Source organism: Enterobacter sp. FW301-JW81, from assembly GCF_058788735.1.
Genome location: NZ_JBYTBA010000001.1, coordinates 721,564 through 741,153, shown reverse-complemented (window position 1 = coordinate 741,153; position 19,590 = coordinate 721,564). Strand labels below are relative to the sequence as shown.

General features: G+C 50.7%; 20 protein-coding genes and 1 pseudogene. 10 read left to right on the top strand and 11 right to left on the bottom strand.

Going from position 1 to position 19,590, the window contains the following annotated elements; translation table 11 throughout:
- Positions 1-9: 9 nt before the first annotated feature.
- Positions 10-1,539 carry a Re/Si-specific NAD(P)(+) transhydrogenase subunit alpha gene (pntA, locus tag AC3WOK_RS03600; protein ID WP_059312358.1) on the bottom strand — a complete coding sequence of 510 codons (1,530 nt, stop codon included), beginning with the start codon at positions 1,537-1,539 and terminating at the stop codon, positions 10-12.
- A gap of 535 nt (positions 1,540-2,074) precedes the next feature.
- Between pntA and ydgH the strand changes: the two genes are divergently transcribed.
- The 3 genes from ydgH to folM all read left to right on the top strand — a co-directional run bounded on the left by ydgH (position 2,075) and on the right by folM (position 5,348).
- On the top strand, positions 2,075-3,019 hold the full coding sequence (ydgH, locus tag AC3WOK_RS03595; RefSeq protein WP_047348760.1) for a DUF1471 family protein YdgH: 945 nt from the start codon (positions 2,075-2,077) through the stop codon (positions 3,017-3,019).
- A gap of 184 nt (positions 3,020-3,203) precedes the next feature.
- On the top strand, positions 3,204-4,586 hold the full coding sequence (locus AC3WOK_RS03590; protein WP_047348761.1) for an amino acid permease: 1,383 nt from the start codon (positions 3,204-3,206) through the stop codon (positions 4,584-4,586).
- Between the two features lie 39 nt (positions 4,587-4,625).
- Positions 4,626-5,348, top strand: coding sequence for a dihydromonapterin reductase (gene folM, locus AC3WOK_RS03585; protein ID WP_047348762.1), 723 nt, complete (start codon positions 4,626-4,628; stop codon positions 5,346-5,348).
- Here folM and AC3WOK_RS03580 read toward each other — a convergent pair.
- The gene (locus AC3WOK_RS03580; protein WP_047348763.1) at positions 5,345-5,680 is read right to left on the bottom strand and encodes a GlpM family protein; all 336 of its coding nucleotides are present in this window, start codon (positions 5,678-5,680) and stop codon (positions 5,345-5,347) included. The genes folM and AC3WOK_RS03580 overlap by 4 nt on opposite strands.
- Before the next feature lie 128 nt (positions 5,681-5,808).
- Here AC3WOK_RS03580 and rstA point away from each other — a divergent pair, with 128 nt between their 5' ends.
- The 4 genes and pseudogenes from rstA to AC3WOK_RS03560 all read left to right on the top strand — a co-directional run bounded on the left by rstA (position 5,809) and on the right by AC3WOK_RS03560 (position 8,700).
- On the top strand, positions 5,809-6,525 hold the full coding sequence (rstA, locus tag AC3WOK_RS03575; RefSeq protein WP_059312360.1) for a two-component system response regulator RstA: 717 nt from the start codon (positions 5,809-5,811) through the stop codon (positions 6,523-6,525).
- A gap of 248 nt (positions 6,526-6,773) precedes the next feature.
- Entirely contained in the window at positions 6,774-7,034 is a 261-nt protein-coding gene (locus AC3WOK_RS03570; protein WP_492353959.1) for a hypothetical protein, read from the top strand.
- Between the two features lie 447 nt (positions 7,035-7,481).
- Positions 7,482-7,937, top strand: coding sequence for a hypothetical protein (locus tag AC3WOK_RS03565; protein ID WP_492353958.1), 456 nt, complete (start codon positions 7,482-7,484; stop codon positions 7,935-7,937).
- Positions 7,938-8,025: 88 nt separating this feature from the next.
- Positions 8,026-8,700: pseudogene (locus AC3WOK_RS03560) on the top strand (SOS response-associated peptidase).
- Positions 8,701-8,751: 51 nt separating this feature from the next.
- Here AC3WOK_RS03560 and cspF read toward each other — a convergent pair.
- A complete protein-coding gene (gene cspF, locus AC3WOK_RS03555) occupies positions 8,752-8,964 on the bottom strand; it encodes a cold shock-like protein CspF (RefSeq protein WP_492353957.1) in 213 nt (70 codons plus the stop codon).
- Positions 8,965-9,248: 284 nt separating this feature from the next.
- Between cspF and AC3WOK_RS03550 the strand changes: the two genes are divergently transcribed.
- Positions 9,249-9,467 (top strand): cold shock domain-containing protein, encoded by a 219-nt coding sequence (locus AC3WOK_RS03550; protein ID WP_492353956.1) that lies wholly within the window; start codon positions 9,249-9,251, stop codon positions 9,465-9,467.
- Positions 9,468-9,710: 243 nt separating this feature from the next.
- Here AC3WOK_RS03550 and AC3WOK_RS03545 read toward each other — a convergent pair whose 3' ends face one another.
- Positions 9,711-9,875 (bottom strand): YnfU family zinc-binding protein, encoded by a 165-nt coding sequence (locus tag AC3WOK_RS03545; RefSeq protein WP_213729873.1) that lies wholly within the window; start codon positions 9,873-9,875, stop codon positions 9,711-9,713.
- 147 nt (positions 9,876-10,022) lie between these two features.
- Between AC3WOK_RS03545 and AC3WOK_RS03540 the strand changes: the two genes are divergently transcribed.
- On the top strand, positions 10,023-10,250 hold the full coding sequence (locus tag AC3WOK_RS03540; protein WP_025910815.1) for a hypothetical protein: 228 nt from the start codon (positions 10,023-10,025) through the stop codon (positions 10,248-10,250).
- Positions 10,251-10,422: 172 nt separating this feature from the next.
- Entirely contained in the window at positions 10,423-10,761 is a 339-nt protein-coding gene (locus AC3WOK_RS03535) for a hypothetical protein (RefSeq protein WP_492353955.1), read from the top strand.
- A gap of 376 nt (positions 10,762-11,137) precedes the next feature.
- On the opposite strand, the gene AC3WOK_RS03530 is transcribed toward AC3WOK_RS03535, so the two are convergent.
- The 7 genes from AC3WOK_RS03530 to AC3WOK_RS03500 form a co-directional block, all read right to left on the bottom strand.
- A complete protein-coding gene (locus tag AC3WOK_RS03530) occupies positions 11,138-12,406 on the bottom strand; it encodes a Y-family DNA polymerase (RefSeq protein WP_492353954.1) in 1,269 nt (422 codons plus the stop codon).
- 2 nt (positions 12,407-12,408) lie between these two features.
- Positions 12,409-12,828, bottom strand: coding sequence for a translesion error-prone DNA polymerase V autoproteolytic subunit (locus AC3WOK_RS03525; protein ID WP_025910812.1), 420 nt, complete (start codon positions 12,826-12,828; stop codon positions 12,409-12,411).
- A 229-nt stretch (positions 12,829-13,057) separates the two neighbouring features.
- On the bottom strand, positions 13,058-14,647 hold the full coding sequence (locus AC3WOK_RS03520; protein WP_492353953.1) for a tail fiber domain-containing protein: 1,590 nt from the start codon (positions 14,645-14,647) through the stop codon (positions 13,058-13,060).
- Positions 14,648-14,706: 59 nt separating this feature from the next.
- The gene (gene cor / locus AC3WOK_RS03515) at positions 14,707-14,952 is read right to left on the bottom strand and encodes a phage exclusion lipoprotein Cor (protein WP_492353952.1); all 246 of its coding nucleotides are present in this window, start codon (positions 14,950-14,952) and stop codon (positions 14,707-14,709) included.
- 107 nt (positions 14,953-15,059) lie between these two features.
- Positions 15,060-15,731, bottom strand: coding sequence for a hypothetical protein (locus AC3WOK_RS03510; protein WP_492353951.1), 672 nt, complete (start codon positions 15,729-15,731; stop codon positions 15,060-15,062).
- Entirely contained in the window at positions 15,732-16,046 is a 315-nt protein-coding gene (locus tag AC3WOK_RS03505) for a hypothetical protein (RefSeq protein ID WP_492353950.1), read from the bottom strand.
- 41 nt (positions 16,047-16,087) lie between these two features.
- Positions 16,088-19,543 (bottom strand): TipJ family phage tail tip protein, encoded by a 3,456-nt coding sequence (locus AC3WOK_RS03500; protein ID WP_492353949.1) that lies wholly within the window; start codon positions 19,541-19,543, stop codon positions 16,088-16,090.
- Positions 19,544-19,590 lie beyond the last annotated feature (47 nt).

The following is a 19,590-nucleotide window of genomic DNA, read 5'->3' as shown; positions in this document are numbered from 1 at the left end:
TGCTACCCCTTAGCCTTTACGAAACATTTTCAGCATGCGCTGAGTCACGGTGAAACCACCGAAAATATTGATACTGGCGATCAGCACCGCGATAAAGCTCAGGAAGCTGATCCAGCCGCCGTGACCAATCTGCAGTAACGCCCCCACGACGATGATCCCGGAGATGGCGTTGGTTACCGACATCAGCGGCGTATGCAGCGCATGGGAGACGTTCCACACCACGTAGTAGCCTACGACGCAGGAGAGCGCGAAGACGGTAAAGTGGCCGAGGAACTCTTTCGGCGCGACGTCAGCCAGCCAGCCGAACAGAATAATCACCAGCGCCATGATCGCGTATTTGCGCCACGGGGAAGCCGGTTTGGCGGGTTCTTTAGGCTCTGGCGTCGCTTTTGGAGCAGCCTGAGGCTGGGCAGAAACCTGAATCGGTGGCGCAGGCCAGGTGATTTCACCTTCACGGACCACGGTGACGCCGCGCACCACTACATCGTCAAAATCAACGGTGATATTGCCGTCTTTCTCTTTGCAAAGCAGCTTCAGCAGGTTGACGAGGTTAGTACCGTACAGCTGAGAAGACTGCGTAGGCAGGCGGCCCGGCAGGTCGGTATAACCGATCACCTTCACGCCGTTAGCGGTCGTGGTAACCTGATTCGGCACGGTATATTCGCAGTTCCCGCCGTTTTGCGCGGCCAGGTCGACGATCACGCTGCCCGGCTGCATGGAATCAACCATCTCACGGGTGATCAGCTTCGGCGCAGGTTTACCCGGAATCAGCGCGGTGGTAACAATAATGTCAACCTCTTTTGCCTGGGCGGCGAAGAGTGCCATTTCGGCTTTGATGAACGCTTCGGACATCACCTTCGCGTAACCGTCACCGCTGCCTGCTTCTTCCTTAAAGTCCAGCTCAAGGAATTCGGCGCCCATACTCTGGACCTGTTCCTTCACTTCCGGACGGGTGTCAAACGCGCGCACGATAGCGCCCAGGCTGTTTGCCGCACCGATTGCGGCAAGACCCGCCACGCCCGCACCAATCACCATCACTTTTGCCGGAGGAACTTTACCCGCAGCCGTGATTTGACCGGTAAAGAAGCGACCAAACTCGTGGGCAGCTTCCACAATGGCGCGATAGCCAGCAATGTTTGCCATGGAGCTCAAGGCATCCAGCGACTGCGCGCGCGAAATACGCGGCACGGAATCCATCGCCATCACTGTCACGCCGCGGGCCGCCAGCTTCTCCATCAGCTCAGGATTTTGCGCAGGCCAGATAAAGCTCACCAGCGTCGTCCCCGGATTCAGCAGCGCAATCTCACTCTCTTCCGGTGCGTTTACCTTCAGAATAACCGGCGACTGCCAGACGTCAGCACCGTCCACCACTTCCGCGCCAGCCTGGATAAAGGCCTCGTCATCGAAACTCGCCAGCTTGCCCGCGCCGCTTTCAACCGCGACGGTAAAACCCAGTTTTAGCAGTTGCTCCACCGTTTTCGGTGTTGCCGCTACGCGGGTTTCATTGGCTAACCGTTCTTTTGGTACCCCAATACGCATAGTTTTCCCTTCCATCGGTTTTTGATGATGGTTTATCGATAAATGCCCGCGATTTGTATCAATTTTCACCGTCGCGCGAGCGACGAGATATGATTAACCCCGGAAAATAAAACAGTAACAAACTGTCTATAACCTACTGAAAATAGCGCCCGCGATCTACCGCCAGAAAACACTATTTCTTACTTTATCTGTGAAAAATAAGCGATCGGCGTCACTGACAGTGATATTTACCTTAAATTCATCGCCGGAACCGATAAATCGCGCAAACGAAGCGGTAAAAACATGATATAGCGCCATGAGAGAACAAGTTATTAACATTAAATTAACTTGTAAAAGTCATATGCTTTATCAGTTTTACTTGTCAAACGCCTGTTTTTTCAACATATCACTAAATGTTATCGAATTCGGTGATTGAGTGAGCACAGGCTGTGAAAAATGGCGCAGACAGCGACGGGTTTTAAATGCAATAATCGGGACCGTCTCAAATTAACAACAATACCAGTACATGGTTTGCGCAAGGCGAAGGATTATTTTTATGAAGCTTAAGAACACACTCCTGGCGTCCGCACTTCTTTCCGCGACCGCCCTGTCTGCGAATGCCGCAACAGAGTTAACGCCGGAGCAAGCGGCAGCGTTAAAACCTTTTGACCATACGGTCATTGTGGGTCGTTATAATTCTATTGGCGATGCCGTCGCCGCTGCATCAAAAGCCGCTGATAAAAACGGGGCGGCCTCGTTTTACGTTGTGGACCAGTCTGATTACGGCAACAGCGGTAACCAGCGCGTGACCATTGCGCTGTTCAAAGACAATGCGCCAAAAGCTGACGCACCGAAAAACCGCGTGATCAACGGCGTGGTTGAGCTGCCGAAAGATCAGGCGATTGAGCTGGAACCTTACGACACCGTCACCGTTCAGGGCTTCTATCGCAGCCAGCCTGAAGTGAACGATGCCATCACCAAAGCCGCGAAAGAGAAAGATGCATACGCTTTCTACATCGTGCGTCAGGTCGATGCTAACCAGGGTGGCAACCAGCGTATTACCGCGTTCATCTATAAAAAAGATGCGAAGAAACGTGTTCTGCAGAGCCCGGATGCCATTCCGGCTGATTCAGAAGCCGGTCGCGCAGCGATAGCGAAAGGCGGCGAAGAAGCGAAGAAAGTGGAAATTCCTGGCGTAGCAACCTCTGCTGCACCAAGCGCTGAAGTGGGCCGTTTCTTTGAAACGCAATCCACGAAAGGCGGCCGCTATTCCGTTACTCTGCCAGACGGCACCAAAATTGAAGAGCTGAACAAAGCCACTGCTGCGCAGATGGTGCCGTTCGACAGCATCAAGTTTACCGGCAACTACGGCAATATGACGGAAGTCTCCTATCAGGTCGCGAAGCGTGCGGCGAAGAAAGGGGCGAAGTATTACCATATCACCCGCCAGTGGCAGGAACGTGGTAACAACGTGACCATCAGCGCCGATCTGTACAAGTAACAAAATCGTTTACGAAAGGCGGCGCAATGCCGCCTTTTTTGTTACTTTTTTTGAATTTCTGCCCCACGTCATTGCATGCTTTCGTTACACTCCGTAAAATCCCGCGCCTTAGTGTGATCCACCATTTTTATGCGCCTGTGCGAAATAATTATTCTGGATTTGGACCTTTCATAACAGGAAGCCAATGGAAAAGAAACTTGGCCTGAGTGCTCTGACTGCACTCGTTTTAAGCTCAATGCTGGGTGCGGGCGTATTCAGTTTGCCGCAGAACATGGCGGCCGTTGCAAGCCCTGCCGCGCTGCTCATTGGCTGGGGCATTACGGGGGTTGGGATATTGCTGCTGGCCTTCGCCATGCTGCTGCTCACCCGCATTCGCCCGGATCTGGACGGCGGCATATTTACCTATGCACGTGAAGGTTTCGGCGAGCTGATTGGCTTCTGTTCCGCGTGGGGGTACTGGCTGTGTGCCGTTATCGCCAACGTCTCCTATCTGGTCATCGTCTTCTCGGCGCTGAGTTTCTTTACCGATACGCCTGAGCTACGCTTCTTTGGCGACGGCAATACCTGGCAGTCTATTGTGGGTGCCTCGGTATTGCTGTGGTTCGTCCACTGGCTGGTGCTGCGTGGCGTGCAAACGGCCGCCAGCATTAACCTGGTGGCAACCCTCGCGAAACTGGTTCCGCTTGGCCTGTTCATCGTTCTGGCGTTTATTGCGTTCCGTCTCGACGTGTTTACGCTCGATTTCAGCGGCATGGCGCTGGGCGTCCCTGTCTGGGAGCAGGTGAAAAACACGATGCTGATAACCCTGTGGGTGTTTATCGGCGTTGAAGGCGCGGTCGTGGTTTCGGCCCGGGCCCGAAATAAACGTGATGTCGGTCGCGCCACGCTGCTAGCCGTGCTTGCTGCGCTGGGCGTGTATCTGCTGGTGACGCTGCTGTCGCTGGGCGTGGTAGCGCGTCCTGAACTGGCTGAAATGCGTAATCCGTCAATGGCAGGGCTGATGGTGAAAATGCTCGGTCCCTGGGGCGATGTGGTGATTGCGGCGGGACTGATCGTCTCAGTTTGCGGGGCTTACCTGAGCTGGACCATCATGGCGGCTGAAGTGCCGTTCCTGGCCTCTACGCATAAAGCGTTTCCGCGCCTGTTTGCCCGTCAAAACAAAAACAGTGCGCCGTCTGCCTCGCTCTGGCTGACCAACATCAGCGTTCAGGTTTGTCTGGTGCTGATCTGGCTCACAGGTTCAGACTATAACACCCTGCTGACCATCGCCTCGGAAATGATTCTGGTACCCTATTTCTTAGTGGGTGCGTATTTGTTAAAAATTGCCACACGCCCGGCGCATTATGTCGTGGGTGTCGGAGCCTGTATTTACGGCCTGTGGTTGTTGTATGCTTCCGGCCCTATGCATCTGCTGCTGTCGGTGGTGTTGTATGCCCCGGGTCTGCTGGTGTTTATCTACGCCCGCCGCACGCATCAGCTGGAGAATGCGCTGAAACGCCGTGAAATGGCATTAATTGGAATGTTACTGGTTGCTGCCGTACCGGCAACCTGGATGTTAATGGGATAGCATCGCCTTTCCCATTGTTGAACTGCAAAGGAGAATACGATGGGAAATGCACAGCTTCGCCCAATACTGATTACCGGTGGAGGCCGCCGTATCGGCCTCGCCCTCGCCCATCATTTTCTCAACCTTCGTCATCCGGTTATTGTCAGCTACCGTACGGAATATCCGTCAATTGAGGGGTTGCGCAAAGCCGGGGCGGTTTGCATTCAGGCTGATTTTTCGACCGATGACGGCATTCTGGCCTTTGCGGAAAAGGTGAAATCCACCACGCCGGGGCTGCGCGCCGTGATCCATAACGCCAGCGCCTGGCGGGCCGAAAAACCCGGTACCTCACTCAGCGAAACGCTCTCAGCCATGCTGCAGATCCACGTTAATGCGCCTTATCTGCTTAACCACGCGCTGCAGGATCTGCTGCGCGGCCATGGGCATGCAGCGGGGGATATCATCCACTTCACCGATTATGTGGTGGAGCGCGGGAGCGACAAGCACATCGCCTATGCGGCCAGTAAAGCCGCGCTGGATAACATGACGCGCTCGTTTGCCCGCAAGCTCGCGCCCGAGGTGAAGGTGAACGCCATCGCCCCGGCGATGATTCTGTTTAACGAAAACGATGATGCGGAGTATCGCCAGCAGGCGCTGAATAAGTCGCTTATGAAAATTGCCCCGGGCGAGAAAGAGGTAATCGACCTTGTGGATTACCTGCTCACCAGCTGCTACGTCACCGGCAGAACGTTTGCCGTGGACGGCGGCCGACCGCTGCGCTAGTGAAAGCGGCTCCAGAAGAAAATTAACACCCAGGCGCTGAGCCCCCAGCAGACCACCGCCCCGCTCAGCGCCAGGGGAAGACGCAGGAAACCGGTGAAATACCACAGCGAAAGCAGATAAAGAAAATAAGGGATGATAGACCACATGCCAAACACGATGGTCGTGCGTAACGCTTCCGTACCGCGCTCAGACGCCACAATATAGTGGGCGATAAGCGCAAAGGTCGGGAAGAGTGGGATTAGCCCGGCAATATAGTAATTTTTCGTTTTTGCCAGAACGCCAATCAGTAACACCACCAGCGCACCCAGCGCGGCTTTGATCGCCAGCCCCATACTTTTTCCTATAACAATCAAATAACAATATGAGCCAGAATAACGTAACCGGCGTTAATTTTGAAAGATTAATGGAAGGTTAAGGTTCCGCGGTGTATGTTGGCTTTTTTCACGAAAACAGACGTTGTATGAATAAGATTGTTTATGTTGAAGACGAACCCGAAGTCGGGCAATTGATCGCGGCCTATCTGGGTAAACATGATATGGACGTCATTGTTGAACCTCGCGGCGATCGTGCCGAAGAGGTGGTCGTCCGTGAAAACCCGGATCTGGTGTTGCTGGATATCATGTTGCCAGGAAAAGACGGCATGACGCTCTGCCGCGACCTGCGCGCCCGCTGGGACGGCCCTATCGTGCTCCTCACCTCCCTGGACAGCGATATGAACCATATTCTGTCGCTGGAGATGGGTGCCAATGACTACATTCTGAAAACCACACCGCCTGCCGTTCTGCTTGCCCGCCTGCGCCTCCACTTACGCCAGCACGCCAGCGTTGAACGCGAAGCGCCCGCACCTTCTCTGACGCCGCATAAAGCGATGCGTTTTGGTACGCTGTCGATTGATCCGATCAACCGCCAGGTTCTGCTTTCCGGCGAGCTTATCCCCCTCTCAACCGCAGACTTTGACCTGCTGTGGGAGCTGGCGACGCATGCCGGGCAAATCATGGACCGTGACGCGCTGCTGAAAAACCTGCGTGGGGTAAGCTATGACGGAATGGATCGCAGCGTCGACGTTGCGATTTCGCGACTGCGCAAAAAACTGCAGGATAACGCCACCGAGCCCTATCGCATCAAAACCGTGCGTAATAAGGGCTATCTGTTTGCCCCGCACGCCTGGGAAACCTGATCGCGTCCCCCCATAATATAACCTGCGCGAAAAGAAGGCATTACGCGACATTGCCCTTCTTTCGCGCATTTATTTTTACGTTTGCGCAACAATTAACTTGCTAAGCCCGCGAACTATTCCATAATTACCTTCTCGACTCTCCTTTCTTCAGCTCGCCCCCTCTGGCGACCGTTCTACTCATTTTCGCCGTGAAGCTTTCACGACTTCTCTCCCATAAATCTTGAAATGAGGATTTAAGCCCATGAAATATGTATAGCTACAGTCACGTAGAAGCCATCAAAACCAATCTTGAGTGGATTGTTAATCAGGCAACGCTTGGCCATTCCACTCCCTCACGCGCCGATCAAAAAGCGCTCTTTGATCTCCTTGAACTCATCCAGTCTTACGAAATTCTCCTGGATTTAATTAACGAATTCGGGACCGATGTGATCGATACGCACATTGCGGAAGGCCTGGACGTAACTGAAAAACTCATCGCCAAGGTAAAAAACAGCGCGAAAGCCATGTAACACGTTCAACAGACATGAAAAACGCGAAGGCTTTTCATGTATATTCTGCATATAGCGTTTTTTCGGTGAGATCCAATGAAAAAGCTGTTTGTGCAGTTTTAGTGTGCAGAAAATTCGCAACTCATTGAAATGGTTTTATTTTACATGATATCAGTGAGTTAGCCCGAAACGTTTAACGGACATCTACGGACGTGGACGGTCTTTTTTGTGCCCCTATCGGTGTCCCTTATCTCAAAATGCCCCCAAATCTGCCCCCAAAATTCTGATTCGATTAGCTGATTTGCGAGCACTTTTCCAGTTTTTAAACCTCCTGCTTTACTGCCCCCATCTCCCAACAGCATAATCACCGTGAATGAGTTGTACGACTTAATCGGCGTGCGCTTTTTTGATTACTGCTTGTTTGCATGGCATCACTTCACTCCCCTTTGACATTTGAGAAGGACTTCTATGAAACAATTATTCTCTCGCCTTCCGGAGGAATTCCTCCACACTCACCTCGGTAAATTCAGATTTGGATCCTTTGACGACATCCCAAAAGACGATGAACCGTTTGTCTACCCTAAGTTCAGCGACATTCGTTTCATTCTGCCTCCTGTGTTTGCTCAAGAGGGTGGATGCATCATTTTTGCCGATGGTTTAAAAATTCTGGAAAGCATGGGGGATGAGGCATTTAACATCGACCCAATTCGCTGGCACAAAGTTAAAAGCTACATTGCCAACAGTATTGTCGAGTATCCGGAGATGACCTCGCCATTCCGAATTATGGATGGTCGGCACAGAACCCTCGCTCTTACTCAACTTTATCCTGGTATAAAAATTCCTGTTATCGTCCCTCACAGCCTTCACAGTGAAGTTATTGAAACAGGAATTTTCAATAAAGCGATCGTTGAACCAATGCTTTAACTGCAGGTAGATAGGCAGGCAATACATAGGTCCCCATTTAGCGTGCTTATCTGTGCCTATACTTTCAGTCTGACAACTGGAGGTGCCCATGTGTGGACGTTTTGCACAATCCCAAACCCGTGAAAAATATCTGGCATACCTGGCCGATGAAGCCGATCGCGACATCGCATACGACCCGGAACCAATCGGACGTTACAATGTGGCTCCGGGTACCAAAGTCCTGCTGTTGAGCGAACGCGACGAGCAGCTGCATCTTGATCCAGTTTTGTAGGGTTACGCGCCCGGATGGTGGGATAAGCCGCCACTGATTAACGCTCGCATAGAAAACGCGGCCGCCAGCAGAATGTTTAAACCTCTCTGGCTGCATGGCCGGGCAATCTGCTTTGCTGATGGATGGTTCGAGTGGAAGAAGGAAGGCGACAATAAACAGCCCTATTTCATACACTGCACTGACGGGCACCCCATATTCATGGCAGCAATCGGCAGCACTCCATTTGAGCGAGGTGACGAAGCAGAAGGTTTTATTATTGTGACGTCTGCAGCTGACAAAGGTCTGGTCGGCATACATGACCGACGACCACTGGCTCTTTTACCCGAAGCGGCACGTGAGTGGATGCGGCAGGATATTGGGGGGAAAGAAGCGGAAGAGATTGCATCTGACGGCACTGTGCCAGCTGAGATGTTTATCTGGCATGCAGTGGCCCGTGATGTTGGAAATGTAATAAATCAAGGGAGGAAAGTGATAGAACAAATAGACATATAATCTGACGTCCTTTCAGTATGCACTTTATACTTAACTCAGCATTATCGCATTTTAAGAAAGGAATATGTTTGCAGCCATCGGACCACCAAGTCCATTTATACGATAAAATTCTACACGAACTCCAGGCTTTAACGTTTGGCTTTCGCTATTATTTAATGCAGAAACATGTAAAAAAACTTCTTTCCTACCATCTGAAGGGATAATCAATCCCTTTCCACTTTTAGAATCAAAACTTTTGACAATCCCTGTCATTTTACGAGACAAATATTTTCCTAATGGTAATCCAGATTTGACTATACAGGATTAGTTAATAATAGCTAATTCTATTTCAATGGCCCTCTGGAAGGCTAAAATAAAATTTGCTTATTCATTCAACACGTGCCTTAATGGTTTCGCTGATTCGTTGCGGTGATGAATCTAACTTTCCAACAACTGTCCTCATAACCAGGTGTTATCTCTGATATCCCCTCCTCTTGAGTCCATACGTATACAATCATACGTTTCTTATCATGAGCTTGTTAGTTTGAAAATGTTCAAACAGAGGTTATATGTCATCTAAAATCATCGGTCTTGTTAAGTGGTTTAACGACGATAAGGGATTTGGCTTTATCTCCCCACTCGATGGAAGTAAAGATGTTCTTGTTCACACATCTTCTCTGCAAGGAGAAAATTTCAATACTTTATTTGAAGGACAAAAAGTCAAATTCGCTATCATAGCTGGAACTAAAGGGCCAACCGCTGCCAATGTAACGCTTTGTGATAGATAATTTTTAACTGAATTACTTAAGCCAGCATGATTATATCAGAGGAAGGTGATTATTCGGTTACGCACATCATTACAACAGGCCAGCATATTTACTTACCATCAAGTTTGCTGACCGATGTGATGAAATGCAGGACTGCTGCATGAACAGTCTCAAAGCAGAAGCTAACTGCTTATAAAATACTAAAGTGCGTAAGAGGTTAGGCAGCCTCCAAAAGCATCACTTCTTATTTTTTTATTAATTCTTTTAGAAGCGCTGGGAAGATTTGAACAAAGCACAGCAGTATGGGCACACCAACTGAGCCCCCTTTTGCACACGATTGTAACTATGTTCGGAATCTTTTGAGCAGTTTGGACAAGGACATTTTACTAAATAATTTCGGCGGAATTGAGTGTTTTTACGTGCAGACATAGACTTCTCCAGTTCAAATGGACCGTTACAGTACACGTTAAGGCAGTATAATGCTTGTTTTAATTTCGAAAGAGGCAAAAAAATGAACAAACAGAACCCTTTCGACCACCTGCAGGGGCTAGAAACCCTCAAAATACATGGTGATATATGAAAAAAGTAATCATTTTTTTTAATGGTAAGCCAAGTAAAGTTATCACTGTGCTTAAAGGTGTGACATCAATACGCGAAGAATATCCTAATGGAGAAGTGATAAACCTTCAGATAATGTCAGCAGGTTTTCCCTCTTTAACAGGTGACCATGAAGTGGTCTATGTGGCATCAGATCGAGAGCTTACCTCTCAGGAAATATTAGATGCGGCGCAGAAGTATCTTTGACGCCAGGGATTCAACGCCAACATTCATGAAATCATTATTATAACTACCTTTCATTATTATAGCCTGCTTAACGCAGGCTTTTTTTATCCCCATACAGACATTTATAATTAACATATGTACATCCAACACCATGGCGATATGACTTTATTGCTGAAGCAACCATAAGGCTTCCATGAAAACCATACATTACACAGTATTAATAGTTATTGAAGCCCCATCCTCAGATAATAAAATCAACCCTTTTATCTTGGATCTCTTGCATGACCGAAACTATTCAAGTAAGTCAAATCGAGGCGTTAAACTTCCATCCCATGCATTCGTTGATTCAGAGGGTCAGGCAGTTTTAGAGTGGGAGTCTGAAAAAGATGGAGCAGAAAAACTAAAAAAAAGACTCTACCAGATGCCGCATCGAATTATACGTTTAGAAGAATGTCCCACAGCAATTTTTCTAATGATTTGCCCAGAAGATAAAACCTTAACCTTTGTTTCAAGACTTAAAGTAAAAAAATGAACATCGATGTTTTAACCTTCACCATCTGAAAATACTTTGACCGTGCAAACTACGAAAGAAAATTATGAAGCACATCAGTAAATATTGTATCATTTGCTAAGCATTGCTGTTACATTCGGTTTAATGATGAATCCTCCTCAGCGGCAGGGCTAATTAACCTGATGATTTGTATATCAAGCGGCTCATCGTGAATTTCTGAAGTAGCGAGTCACGAGTGGTTAGTTCAATGACTCACCGGGAGGCACCCGGCATCATATCCATAAGCCCCTGTATAATTGCAGGGGCTTATTTATATTACAAAAGCATAGCAATAGACACATTACACTTAATACTCATAGCCGATAATTAGGTTCGAATGAATATACCGTTTAAAGAATCATCTAACTTTTATTAGGTCTGAATATCTCGTCGTATACCGTGGCGACAGCATTTCACGCTTCATCTGCCACTGTTGCTGTATGCCCTGTCCGGCAAAGTAGAGCGTTCCTTTCCCTTCTTTTGCGTTCAGGTGATCGAGCACCTCCATTAACTTATCGCTTCCGGCCCGCGGCGCGTTCTCATCGAACAGGTTGAGCTGGGCCAACCCCTGGCTGAAGAAGTCCCCGAGCATAATGCCGGCTTTCTGGTACCGGTGACCATTCTGCCAGATTTTGTCCAGGCACTTTACCGCGGCATTGATAATGTCGCGGGAATCCTGAGTGGGGATGAGAAGCTTCATGGACGCACTGTTACCGTAATACGGCTCGTTAAGCGCAAAGGGAGAGGTTTTCACGAACGCAGAGATAAAGCGGCAGTACTGATGTTCACCCCGCAGTTTTTCAGCACCACGGGCGGCATAGCTGCAAATGGCCTGGCGCATCTGTTCATACTCAGTAACGCGTTCGCCGAATGACCGGCTGCAGACGATTTCCTGCTTAGCTGGTGCAAACTCCTCCAGATCGAGGCATGGCTCTCCGCGTAGCTCCCTGACCGTTCGCTCGAGCACTACGTTAAAATGTTTACGGATAATCCATGTGCTTTGTTCTGAGAGGTCCAGAGCCGTTTTGATGCCCATGGCGTTCAACTTCTTACTGATGCGCCTGCCGACGCCCCATACATCCTCCACAGGCACAATCGCCAACAACCGACGCTGACGGTCGATATTGGATAAATCAACCACCCCGCCAGTCTGGCGCTGCCATTTCTTGGCAGCGTGGTTTGCCAGCTTTGCGAGTGTTTTTGTCTGCGCTATGCCAACCCCAACGGTCAGGTGCGTACGCTTCAGAACGGTAGCGCGGATCTCTTTGCCGAACTCCGTAAGGTCCCGGCAGTTGCGAACACCTGTCAGGTCGCAAAAAGCTTCATCGATACTGTAAATTTCGACGCGGGGGCTCATTTCCTCAAGCGTCGTCATTACCCGGTTCGACATGTCTGCGTACAGCTCGTAGTTGCTGCTGAAGCAAACAACCCCAGCGCGCCGAAATAAGTCCTTTTGCTTGAAGAAAGGCTCTCCCATTGTAATTCCAGCGGCCTTGGCCTCGGCACTGCGTGCGATTACACAGCCATCGTTATTCGAGAGAACAACCACTGGCCGCCCTTTCAAATCGGGCCGAAACACCGTCTCGCATGATGCATAGAATGAATTCACATCACAGAGCGCAAACATAATCAGCTCGCAGATTTAACGATGAAGGTCACGACGCCGAAAACATCCAGAGTGTCTTCGCTGCCAACAACAATCGGACTGTAGGCGCTGTTCATAGGAATGAGTTGCACGGTCGGGCGCAGCTGCAGGCGTTTAACAGTAAATTCCCCTTCCACCGCGGCGATGACAATGTCACCGTGCTCAGCCGTGCGCGAACTATCCACCACCAGCAGATCACCGTCGCTTATCCCGGCTTCGATCATTGAATCACCCGCGGCTTTGACGAAATAGGTGGAGCTCGGATGAGCGACAAGTAACTCATTGAGATCGATACGCTGTTCAACGTAATCAGCTGCGGGGCTTGGGAAACCACACTGAACTAAGTCACTGAAAAGCGGGAGAGCGATAATTTCTCGCAGTTCTGTTGGCCTGATGAATTCCATTGCATACACCTCAAATACTGTTTTTATATACAGTAGTTTTATTTGTAAGTGTCCGCAAGATACAGGCCCTGTCGTCACTGCTTAAAGCTTCGCCGTTTCGTTTCTAAGTTTCTCTCTCGTTTCGAATTATCTCTTTTGTAAATTTTTCGATAATGGCAGAGTGTAAGCAGACCTGAGTGAGACAAAGCCAGTTGAGTACCGGCACGGGCTGCGGCTGAAAGCTAAGACTTCATGATTCCGCTATTTTTAGCTTAAGCTCCTGGAGCTCTTTCTGTGTTGTCTCTAGCTGTTTAATGACGTAGTTCAGTGCCAGCACGGTATCAAGCATGATGACGTTGCTATCCAGCGCTAACGTATCGTCAGCATCAACCCTGTTGCCTTCATCATCAAATTTCGGTGCTGCAGGGACCAACGTTACGTACTCACTGTCGATCTTCATGACATCCTGAGCGATTACACCTCGGCGAACTCTCTCATGAGGGTCATCGTTGTAGACGTAAGTTGCTGGCAGGAATTTCTTGATATTCTCGTATGACTGATAACCATCATCATATTTCACGCTATGTTTCAGTTCGATATCACAGTTTGGTTGTTTAGAGAAAATATAATTCCCCCCAAAACCACCACTGCCCGAAACTGAAATATCCGCGGTAACGGTATTAAACGAGAAAATACGTGTTCCTGCAGATCCGCTATCACCAATGGTTACAAGTTCAATAGATGGCCAGTTGCTTTTCCCCTGGGAAATAGATCCAAGAGCGGTAACGGCGTGATACCCCCCTGAGCAATAGGTATGCCACCTGCCAAATGGTACAAATCCATTATCGTTTGGAGTTGATAGGTTTGGGCGCGCAAACGATGTGTTGGTACTGTAGCCGTTAACTATATCTTGGTAACCACCACCGTATCCTTCCCCAGGGCCAATATGGGTTTTTGACTGAAACGCTCCGTAAGGGTACCAGCGGAAATCAGCATTGGTACTTACACCATCATAGATGTTCATTTGTACACGGGCTAAATCGGGTCCTGACCCACGTACAGCGCCAAGCCTCCATGTGCCAGAATAATAGTTACCAGAAAGCCAGTTAACATAATTTTCAGCCGGACCGTCTGAACCAACGTTACCTAGAGTAATAGCCTTATTACCGCCAGATCCTGAAGCTACGCCAACTATGTTTCCTGCCGATGCAACAACGCCGCCAGTAACAGTCCCACCTGTTTTACCTTCGATTGTCTTAAGGCGCGAATCATCCCCTGCAGCAACCGTTCCCGCCACCGTACCTACGTTCCTGGTGGCGCTGTCTCCCAAACCGAGGTTTGTGCGACTGCCTTCTGCCGTTGTTGCCCCGGTGCCACCCTGCGCAATAGAAAGCGCAGTAGTGAGCCCTTTTAGCTCCGTGATATCGCTGTTTACCCCCTTTCTTGCAAGTGCGCCAATACCTGGAATATTCACGGAGGCACCGTTGATGGTAACGGTGATAGTCTGGTTTGCTGAGGTGGTAGCGAACGTCTCCCACGCGCCAATATTCTCGTCATACTCTTTGATGAGCTGCGACATCGCTTGGGCCAGGCCGTCGACCGAGATATTGTCCGACACAAGGATTCCATATTTCTGACCGCTCAGCGCCGGGGAAGCGGCAGGCGTAACCGTCATTGACGTGGCGCTGTTCACGGCTGAAATCTGGAACATCTGGACCGGGTTAGACATGACGATAATCGTCTGGCCGGCGCGGACCTGGCTGGCGGGTGCCGTCCAGTTCGTGCCGGTGCCGGTTGCGGTGTTTCCGTTAACGGCGATGGTGCCAGTGTTATAAAGCATATTTTCTCCAGGCAATAAAAAATCCCGCCGTGGCGAGGTTTGTTTTGAAACAGAATGAGTTACTGGCAGGTGGTGCTGGTGAACGTGTTGGCACTAACCCAGGTCCAGTTAAAGGGATAACCGGCGCGGTACTGGGTCTGATTGTTTAGTTTACGCACTCCGTAAATCTGGACGTTGTTTTCCTGCCCGCCGATAAGGGCTGTACCGGAACACACAGGTTGCTGTTTCTCAATAACGCCAGCGCAACCGGAGAGCAAAACCGCCACCGCCACCGCCACCGCCAGGCAAAGAATCATGTTTTTCATCGAGGTTATATCCCAGGGCATTCACAAGGTTACACAATAACAATATGAATCAACGGGATATAATTGATTTGGTAGATCAATTATTAGAAATTGATCGTTGAAAACGATCAATCGTAGTTGGCGCAATTGATGGCCATGATGACGTTTCTCATGTTTGAGTACGCGACGTTTTGCAGCCCTCCGGAGGGGGTTGTCTGAGGTCTGGCAAATATCCGCGTATTGCTTCCCTCGAGTTTTGCCATGCTCTTGTAAATTGCAGCGTAGGGCTGCGGCTGGCCACCGGCTGATATAACCCCGGTAATCAGGCCGAGCATGACGGGCATGCAGGCCCACTTCCCCGCCAAGGTTGTGTTGATGTTGTAGCCTGAGCTTGCATCCACTCCGGCAGTGCCTATGGTTACGACATCGCCGAGCGTGCGCGTCTCGTGGGTCAAAATCAGGGTCCCCGATGCATCCCACACGGCCATCCCGTAATCTGGCTTTGTCTGGGGGAAAATTGTGAAAAAATAAACGTACGCTGTGCCGGTAGCATTAGGTCTGAGAAAATCAATCGTGATGGTGTTTCCGCTTACCGTCTGAGTGATTTCCACCTCAACCGTGCAGTGAACGAAGGCCACAACGGGCTGTCCTGTGGGAAAGGTGTGCGTCACCTTGGTATTGAAACCCGATGTTCCCTGCAGTGCCGCTGTCTTTCGCGCCTGTAATGCAATTGGTGAGCTGTTGGCGGTAACCCACACCTCACCGCTCGTCGTCGTCAGTAAACCGCCGTACTGCGCCATTCATGCCCTCTCGATTTGGAAAATGAGAAAAGCTGCAACAGCGGGTTCAGTCCCTGCTGAGTAGTCGGTATCGCCCACAGAGGAAACCGTTGCAGTACCGCCGGAGATGGTTATCATCCTTCTTCCAGTTCCCCACTTATCATCGTTCATGGCCTGAAAGTAGGTCAGTTTGCAACCCGGTGGCAGGGCAACGGAATAAGAGCCTGTTTTCTGGTTAACGGCCAGTTGCAGATAGCCGCAAACGCTGACTGGCTTAATTCCATAGTTGTTAACCTTGCCTGATGCATCCCATGTTTGAACACCGAAATCCGCCATCGTATCTCCTGAAAAAAAGAGGCCCCGCAAGAGGCCTCCCGTCACCATGTACCAGTGATTCTCCCGATCTGCACCCTCAACACATTGTTGGAGTCCCGTACACTGATTGTCTGGTTGGTCTGTTTCATGGCCCCCTCGCCAGCTGTCGAACCGTAGTTCTCAAACGTACCGGCCTTATCCAGCCTCCACCCGACTGAGCCAGCGACATAGTTGTTGGACTGAATGTAGCTGCCGATCTTGGCGTTGCTGATGGTTCCATCTCCGATTACCGTATCTCTGATGATGGTTTGCCCGTTCTGGATAACGAACGGAAGCGTAACCGCTGCGCCGGCCTGATGAGTCACCGCGAAGCGGTCTGCCAGGAAAATAACCTGCGACTGCATGCCGGATGGCGTATTCTCCACACCGATCCCCATCCCTGCGGCGTAATACTGCCCGTTGCTGGAGACCCCAACCTTGATGTTGTACATCGCGCTGAGGTCGCCGTTTACGTTCGCTATGGCCTGAGCGTTGGTGGTTATCGCCGCCGTATGCCCGTTGACGGTCGCCGTGATGGCGTTTATCTGCGTGGCCGTGGCCTGCTGATAATTCGAAACCGTCTGGCTCAGACTGTTGATAGATGCAGTATTACCGTTGACGTTCGTCTGCAGGCTCAGCAATGCGCGTGCCGTTGCCTCCCTGTCAGTGACTATCACCTCATCAATGTGGTCCAGCTGCGCGCTGTTACCGGCAACCGATGCCGACAGGGTTTTACGCGTGGCCACCTGAGCGAGGTTGGCCTGAATTATCGCGATTGCCGAGTTCTTCAAGCCTCCTGTCATGCCGTCCATCGACACAGAAATCTCGTCTATCTTCACTTCGGCCTGCGCCAGCCCGTCAGCGTTCTCCTGGATGTCTTTCGCCCGCTGCTCGAGCTCGTCAGCATGGTTTTTGATTTCATCCGCCATGCCTGCAACTTTTTCGTTGCTGTCCACCGCGTTCTCGATCAGGTCCTTAAAGGTATCCGAGTCTTTAATCTCCTCCAGGATCACATCGGTGATGTCGGACACATCGATACTGGCCTGACCGCGCACCCATTCTGTGTACCCTGATTCGTTGCCGCTGCGGTCCATCAGCTGCGCGCGGTACCAGAAAATCTGCCCAGCCTTAAGGCCCATCTGCTGATATTTGCGCTGCGGGTAAGGCACATCGGCCAGCAGCATCGCATCGTCTTCGGAACCGGTCAGGCTGTACTGAATTTCAGTCTTCAGCGTGTCGTCGGTATTCGCCGGGAATCCCCAATTCAGCTCGATACCGAATACCACGTTTTCAGAAGCGATGAAGCCAACCGGCTTCGGTGGGTTGCCCACTTTACCCGTCAGCGTTTTCTCTTCTGAATAGCCCCATCCGGATGAAATTTCTGCGGCATTGATTGCGCGCACGCGCACCAGGTAGCGCCCGGCATAAATCCCCGGGACGTCGAATGACGTGGTGGAGCTGCGCGGCACGTTAACCCAGTTCCCGTCGTTGCGGCGCCATTGCGCTTCATAGGCGATAGCGTTCTGCGCCTGGTCCCAGCTCACGCGCATCGTTTCGACGCTGATATTTTGCTGCACCACAGAAAACGAGCTGATGACGATGTTCGCAGGCGGCGACTGGTTGCCCGGCGGGATCACGCTCACCGGCCGCTGGTCAATGATGGCTCCGGTATCAATGCGATCGAATTTATCCGGATCGTGATTTGCACCGACGATTGTGAACGTGCCGTCGTTATTATCAGTTACCGTAATAACGCGATACTGCTGTGCGTAGAGCTCATCAGACTCAATGACCCATACGGCCTCAGCCACAGGCGTTTCACTGTAAGCGGTCGTAACGGTCACTTTATTGCCCGTTATCGACTGAATGGTGCGTGACTGTGAAACACCCGATGGAAGATTGACAATCATCCTGTCGGCTGCCGAAGCATCCGGCGCCCTGTCCAGCGTCAGCACGCGACCATTCACCGCAGAGATACGGCCGCCCAGGTCGCGCCCGGAGAGATTTCGGTCCGCTACAGCGATTACATAGCCAGGCTGTGGAATGTTGCCATCTTCCCCTACATTGAAAGTAACAACGCGATCTTTGTTGTTGGTGAGGATCCCCCATCGCCCTTTGCGATTCGCTTCCGACTGACGGGTACAACCGATCGCAGTTATCTCAAGTTGATTAAACCCATAACGCGCAACCAGCGCCTGCTCAAAAACAGGCTCCATCGCATCAGAATAAGCGTTATCAGGATCTGACCAGGACACCAGCGCATTGGTGTAACGGTTCTTTGTGGTGCTGCTGGAATAGGTAAAGCGCCCATCAATAACGTTCGCATGAGTGTATGTAAAATCAACATCTCTCGGCATGTCCGCCAGCGCCACAATCTGGTCGTCGCCCCAGTAGGTCATCCCACGGAAGATGGCAACAAAATCACGCAGGACTGTATAAGCGTCGTTGCGTTCCTGAATGTACACATTGCAGGTATAACGTGGTTCGGTACCACTTCCGCCTTTGCCATCCGGTACCATTTGATCGCAATACTGTGCAACCTGGTAGAGCGTCCATTTATCTATGTTGGCCGTTGTAAGACGATCCCCAAGTCCGAAACGGTCGCTAACCACCAGGTCGTAGAAAATCCATGCAGGGTTATCGGTCCAAGCCCATTTAAATGTCCCAGCCCACGTACCGCTATAAGTGCGGGTTTCGGGGTCGTAAGTATCCGGTACGCGGATAACGCGGCCGCGGGGCTCGCAGGAGATCTGCGGGATAGAGCCGTTAAACTGGCTGGAATCGAATTCGATATAAAGCAGCGCTGTGTTTGGATAGCGTAATTTGGCGTCAATTACTTCGGTGAAGCTCTGCAGCATCATCGTGTCGCCGATCTTCGCGCTGTTGGCATCAGACGTAATCTTACGCAATCGGATTGTCCAGGTGCTGCCCGCCTGAGGTAAATCAATGCGGTGGCTGCGCTCGTAACCTGACGTCGTTTTGCCGGTCACGCTGGTATTGAGTACCGTCTGCCATGTGCCGCCGTCCGTCTGCAGGTCAATCGCATAATTAACCGAGTAACCGACCAGATCGCCGTCGTCCTCCTGCTTGAAAAGCGAAGGCCATTTCAGGCGCAGGCGAACCGCTGAAAGCTGCGTATTGGTAAACGTGCGCGTCCACGCTGTAGCGCTCGATATCTCAGTTCCCACGCTAATTTCGTTTTCGGTACCCGGGATCCCTTGAATGTATTTTTGTGCCTGAGTGCCTGGCCGAAACTCCCACGTTACACCACCGAAGTTCTGGGAACCGTCAGCATTCTCCAGAGCCGTTCCGTCGAGGTAGATATCTTTCGCCGTCAGCTGCCCTGCAAATTCACCTTCCCCTAGTGCAACGAGGATTTTTGCCTTTGCTACAGATTGCAGATCGTCAGGCTGTTCGGTAGGGGTTCGGGAACTGGAGCTGCCGCCCTTGCGGCCTTTTATAGCGATTGCAGTTTCCATATTTTGTCCATAAAAAAAGCCACCCGGAGGTGGCCATGATCAGAGCG

Coding starts and splice junctions, on each gene's coding strand:
- cor (WP_492353952.1), bottom strand. CDS start 14,952: ATGAAAAACATGATTCTTTGCCTGGCGGTGGCGGTGGCGGTGGCGGTT.
- AC3WOK_RS03520 (WP_492353953.1), bottom strand. CDS start 14,647: ATGCTTTATAACACTGGCACCATCGCCGTTAACGGAAACACCGCAACC.
- AC3WOK_RS03530 (WP_492353954.1), bottom strand. CDS start 12,406: ATGTTTGCGCTCTGTGATGTGAATTCATTCTATGCATCATGCGAGACG.
- folM (WP_047348762.1), top strand. CDS start 4,626: ATGGGAAATGCACAGCTTCGCCCAATACTGATTACCGGTGGAGGCCGC.
- pntA (WP_059312358.1), bottom strand. CDS start 1,539: ATGCGTATTGGGGTACCAAAAGAACGGTTAGCCAATGAAACCCGCGTA.
- AC3WOK_RS03545 (WP_213729873.1), bottom strand. CDS start 9,875: ATGTCTGCACGTAAAAACACTCAATTCCGCCGAAATTATTTAGTAAAA.
- AC3WOK_RS03580 (WP_047348763.1), bottom strand. CDS start 5,680: ATGGGGCTGGCGATCAAAGCCGCGCTGGGTGCGCTGGTGGTGTTACTG.
- AC3WOK_RS03590 (WP_047348761.1), top strand. CDS start 3,204: ATGGAAAAGAAACTTGGCCTGAGTGCTCTGACTGCACTCGTTTTAAGC.
- AC3WOK_RS03540 (WP_025910815.1), top strand. CDS start 10,023: ATGAAAAAAGTAATCATTTTTTTTAATGGTAAGCCAAGTAAAGTTATC.
- AC3WOK_RS03500 (WP_492353949.1), bottom strand. CDS start 19,543: ATGGAAACTGCAATCGCTATAAAAGGCCGCAAGGGCGGCAGCTCCAGT.
- AC3WOK_RS03535 (WP_492353955.1), top strand. CDS start 10,423: ATGAAAACCATACATTACACAGTATTAATAGTTATTGAAGCCCCATCC.
- AC3WOK_RS03525 (WP_025910812.1), bottom strand. CDS start 12,828: ATGGAATTCATCAGGCCAACAGAACTGCGAGAAATTATCGCTCTCCCG.
- ydgH (WP_047348760.1), top strand. CDS start 2,075: ATGAAGCTTAAGAACACACTCCTGGCGTCCGCACTTCTTTCCGCGACC.
- rstA (WP_059312360.1), top strand. CDS start 5,809: ATGAATAAGATTGTTTATGTTGAAGACGAACCCGAAGTCGGGCAATTG.
- AC3WOK_RS03565 (WP_492353958.1), top strand. CDS start 7,482: ATGAAACAATTATTCTCTCGCCTTCCGGAGGAATTCCTCCACACTCAC.
- AC3WOK_RS03570 (WP_492353959.1), top strand. CDS start 6,774: ATGTATAGCTACAGTCACGTAGAAGCCATCAAAACCAATCTTGAGTGG.
- AC3WOK_RS03550 (WP_492353956.1), top strand. CDS start 9,249: ATGTCATCTAAAATCATCGGTCTTGTTAAGTGGTTTAACGACGATAAG.
- AC3WOK_RS03505 (WP_492353950.1), bottom strand. CDS start 16,046: ATGGCGGATTTCGGTGTTCAAACATGGGATGCATCAGGCAAGGTTAAC.
- AC3WOK_RS03510 (WP_492353951.1), bottom strand. CDS start 15,731: ATGGCGCAGTACGGCGGTTTACTGACGACGACGAGCGGTGAGGTGTGG.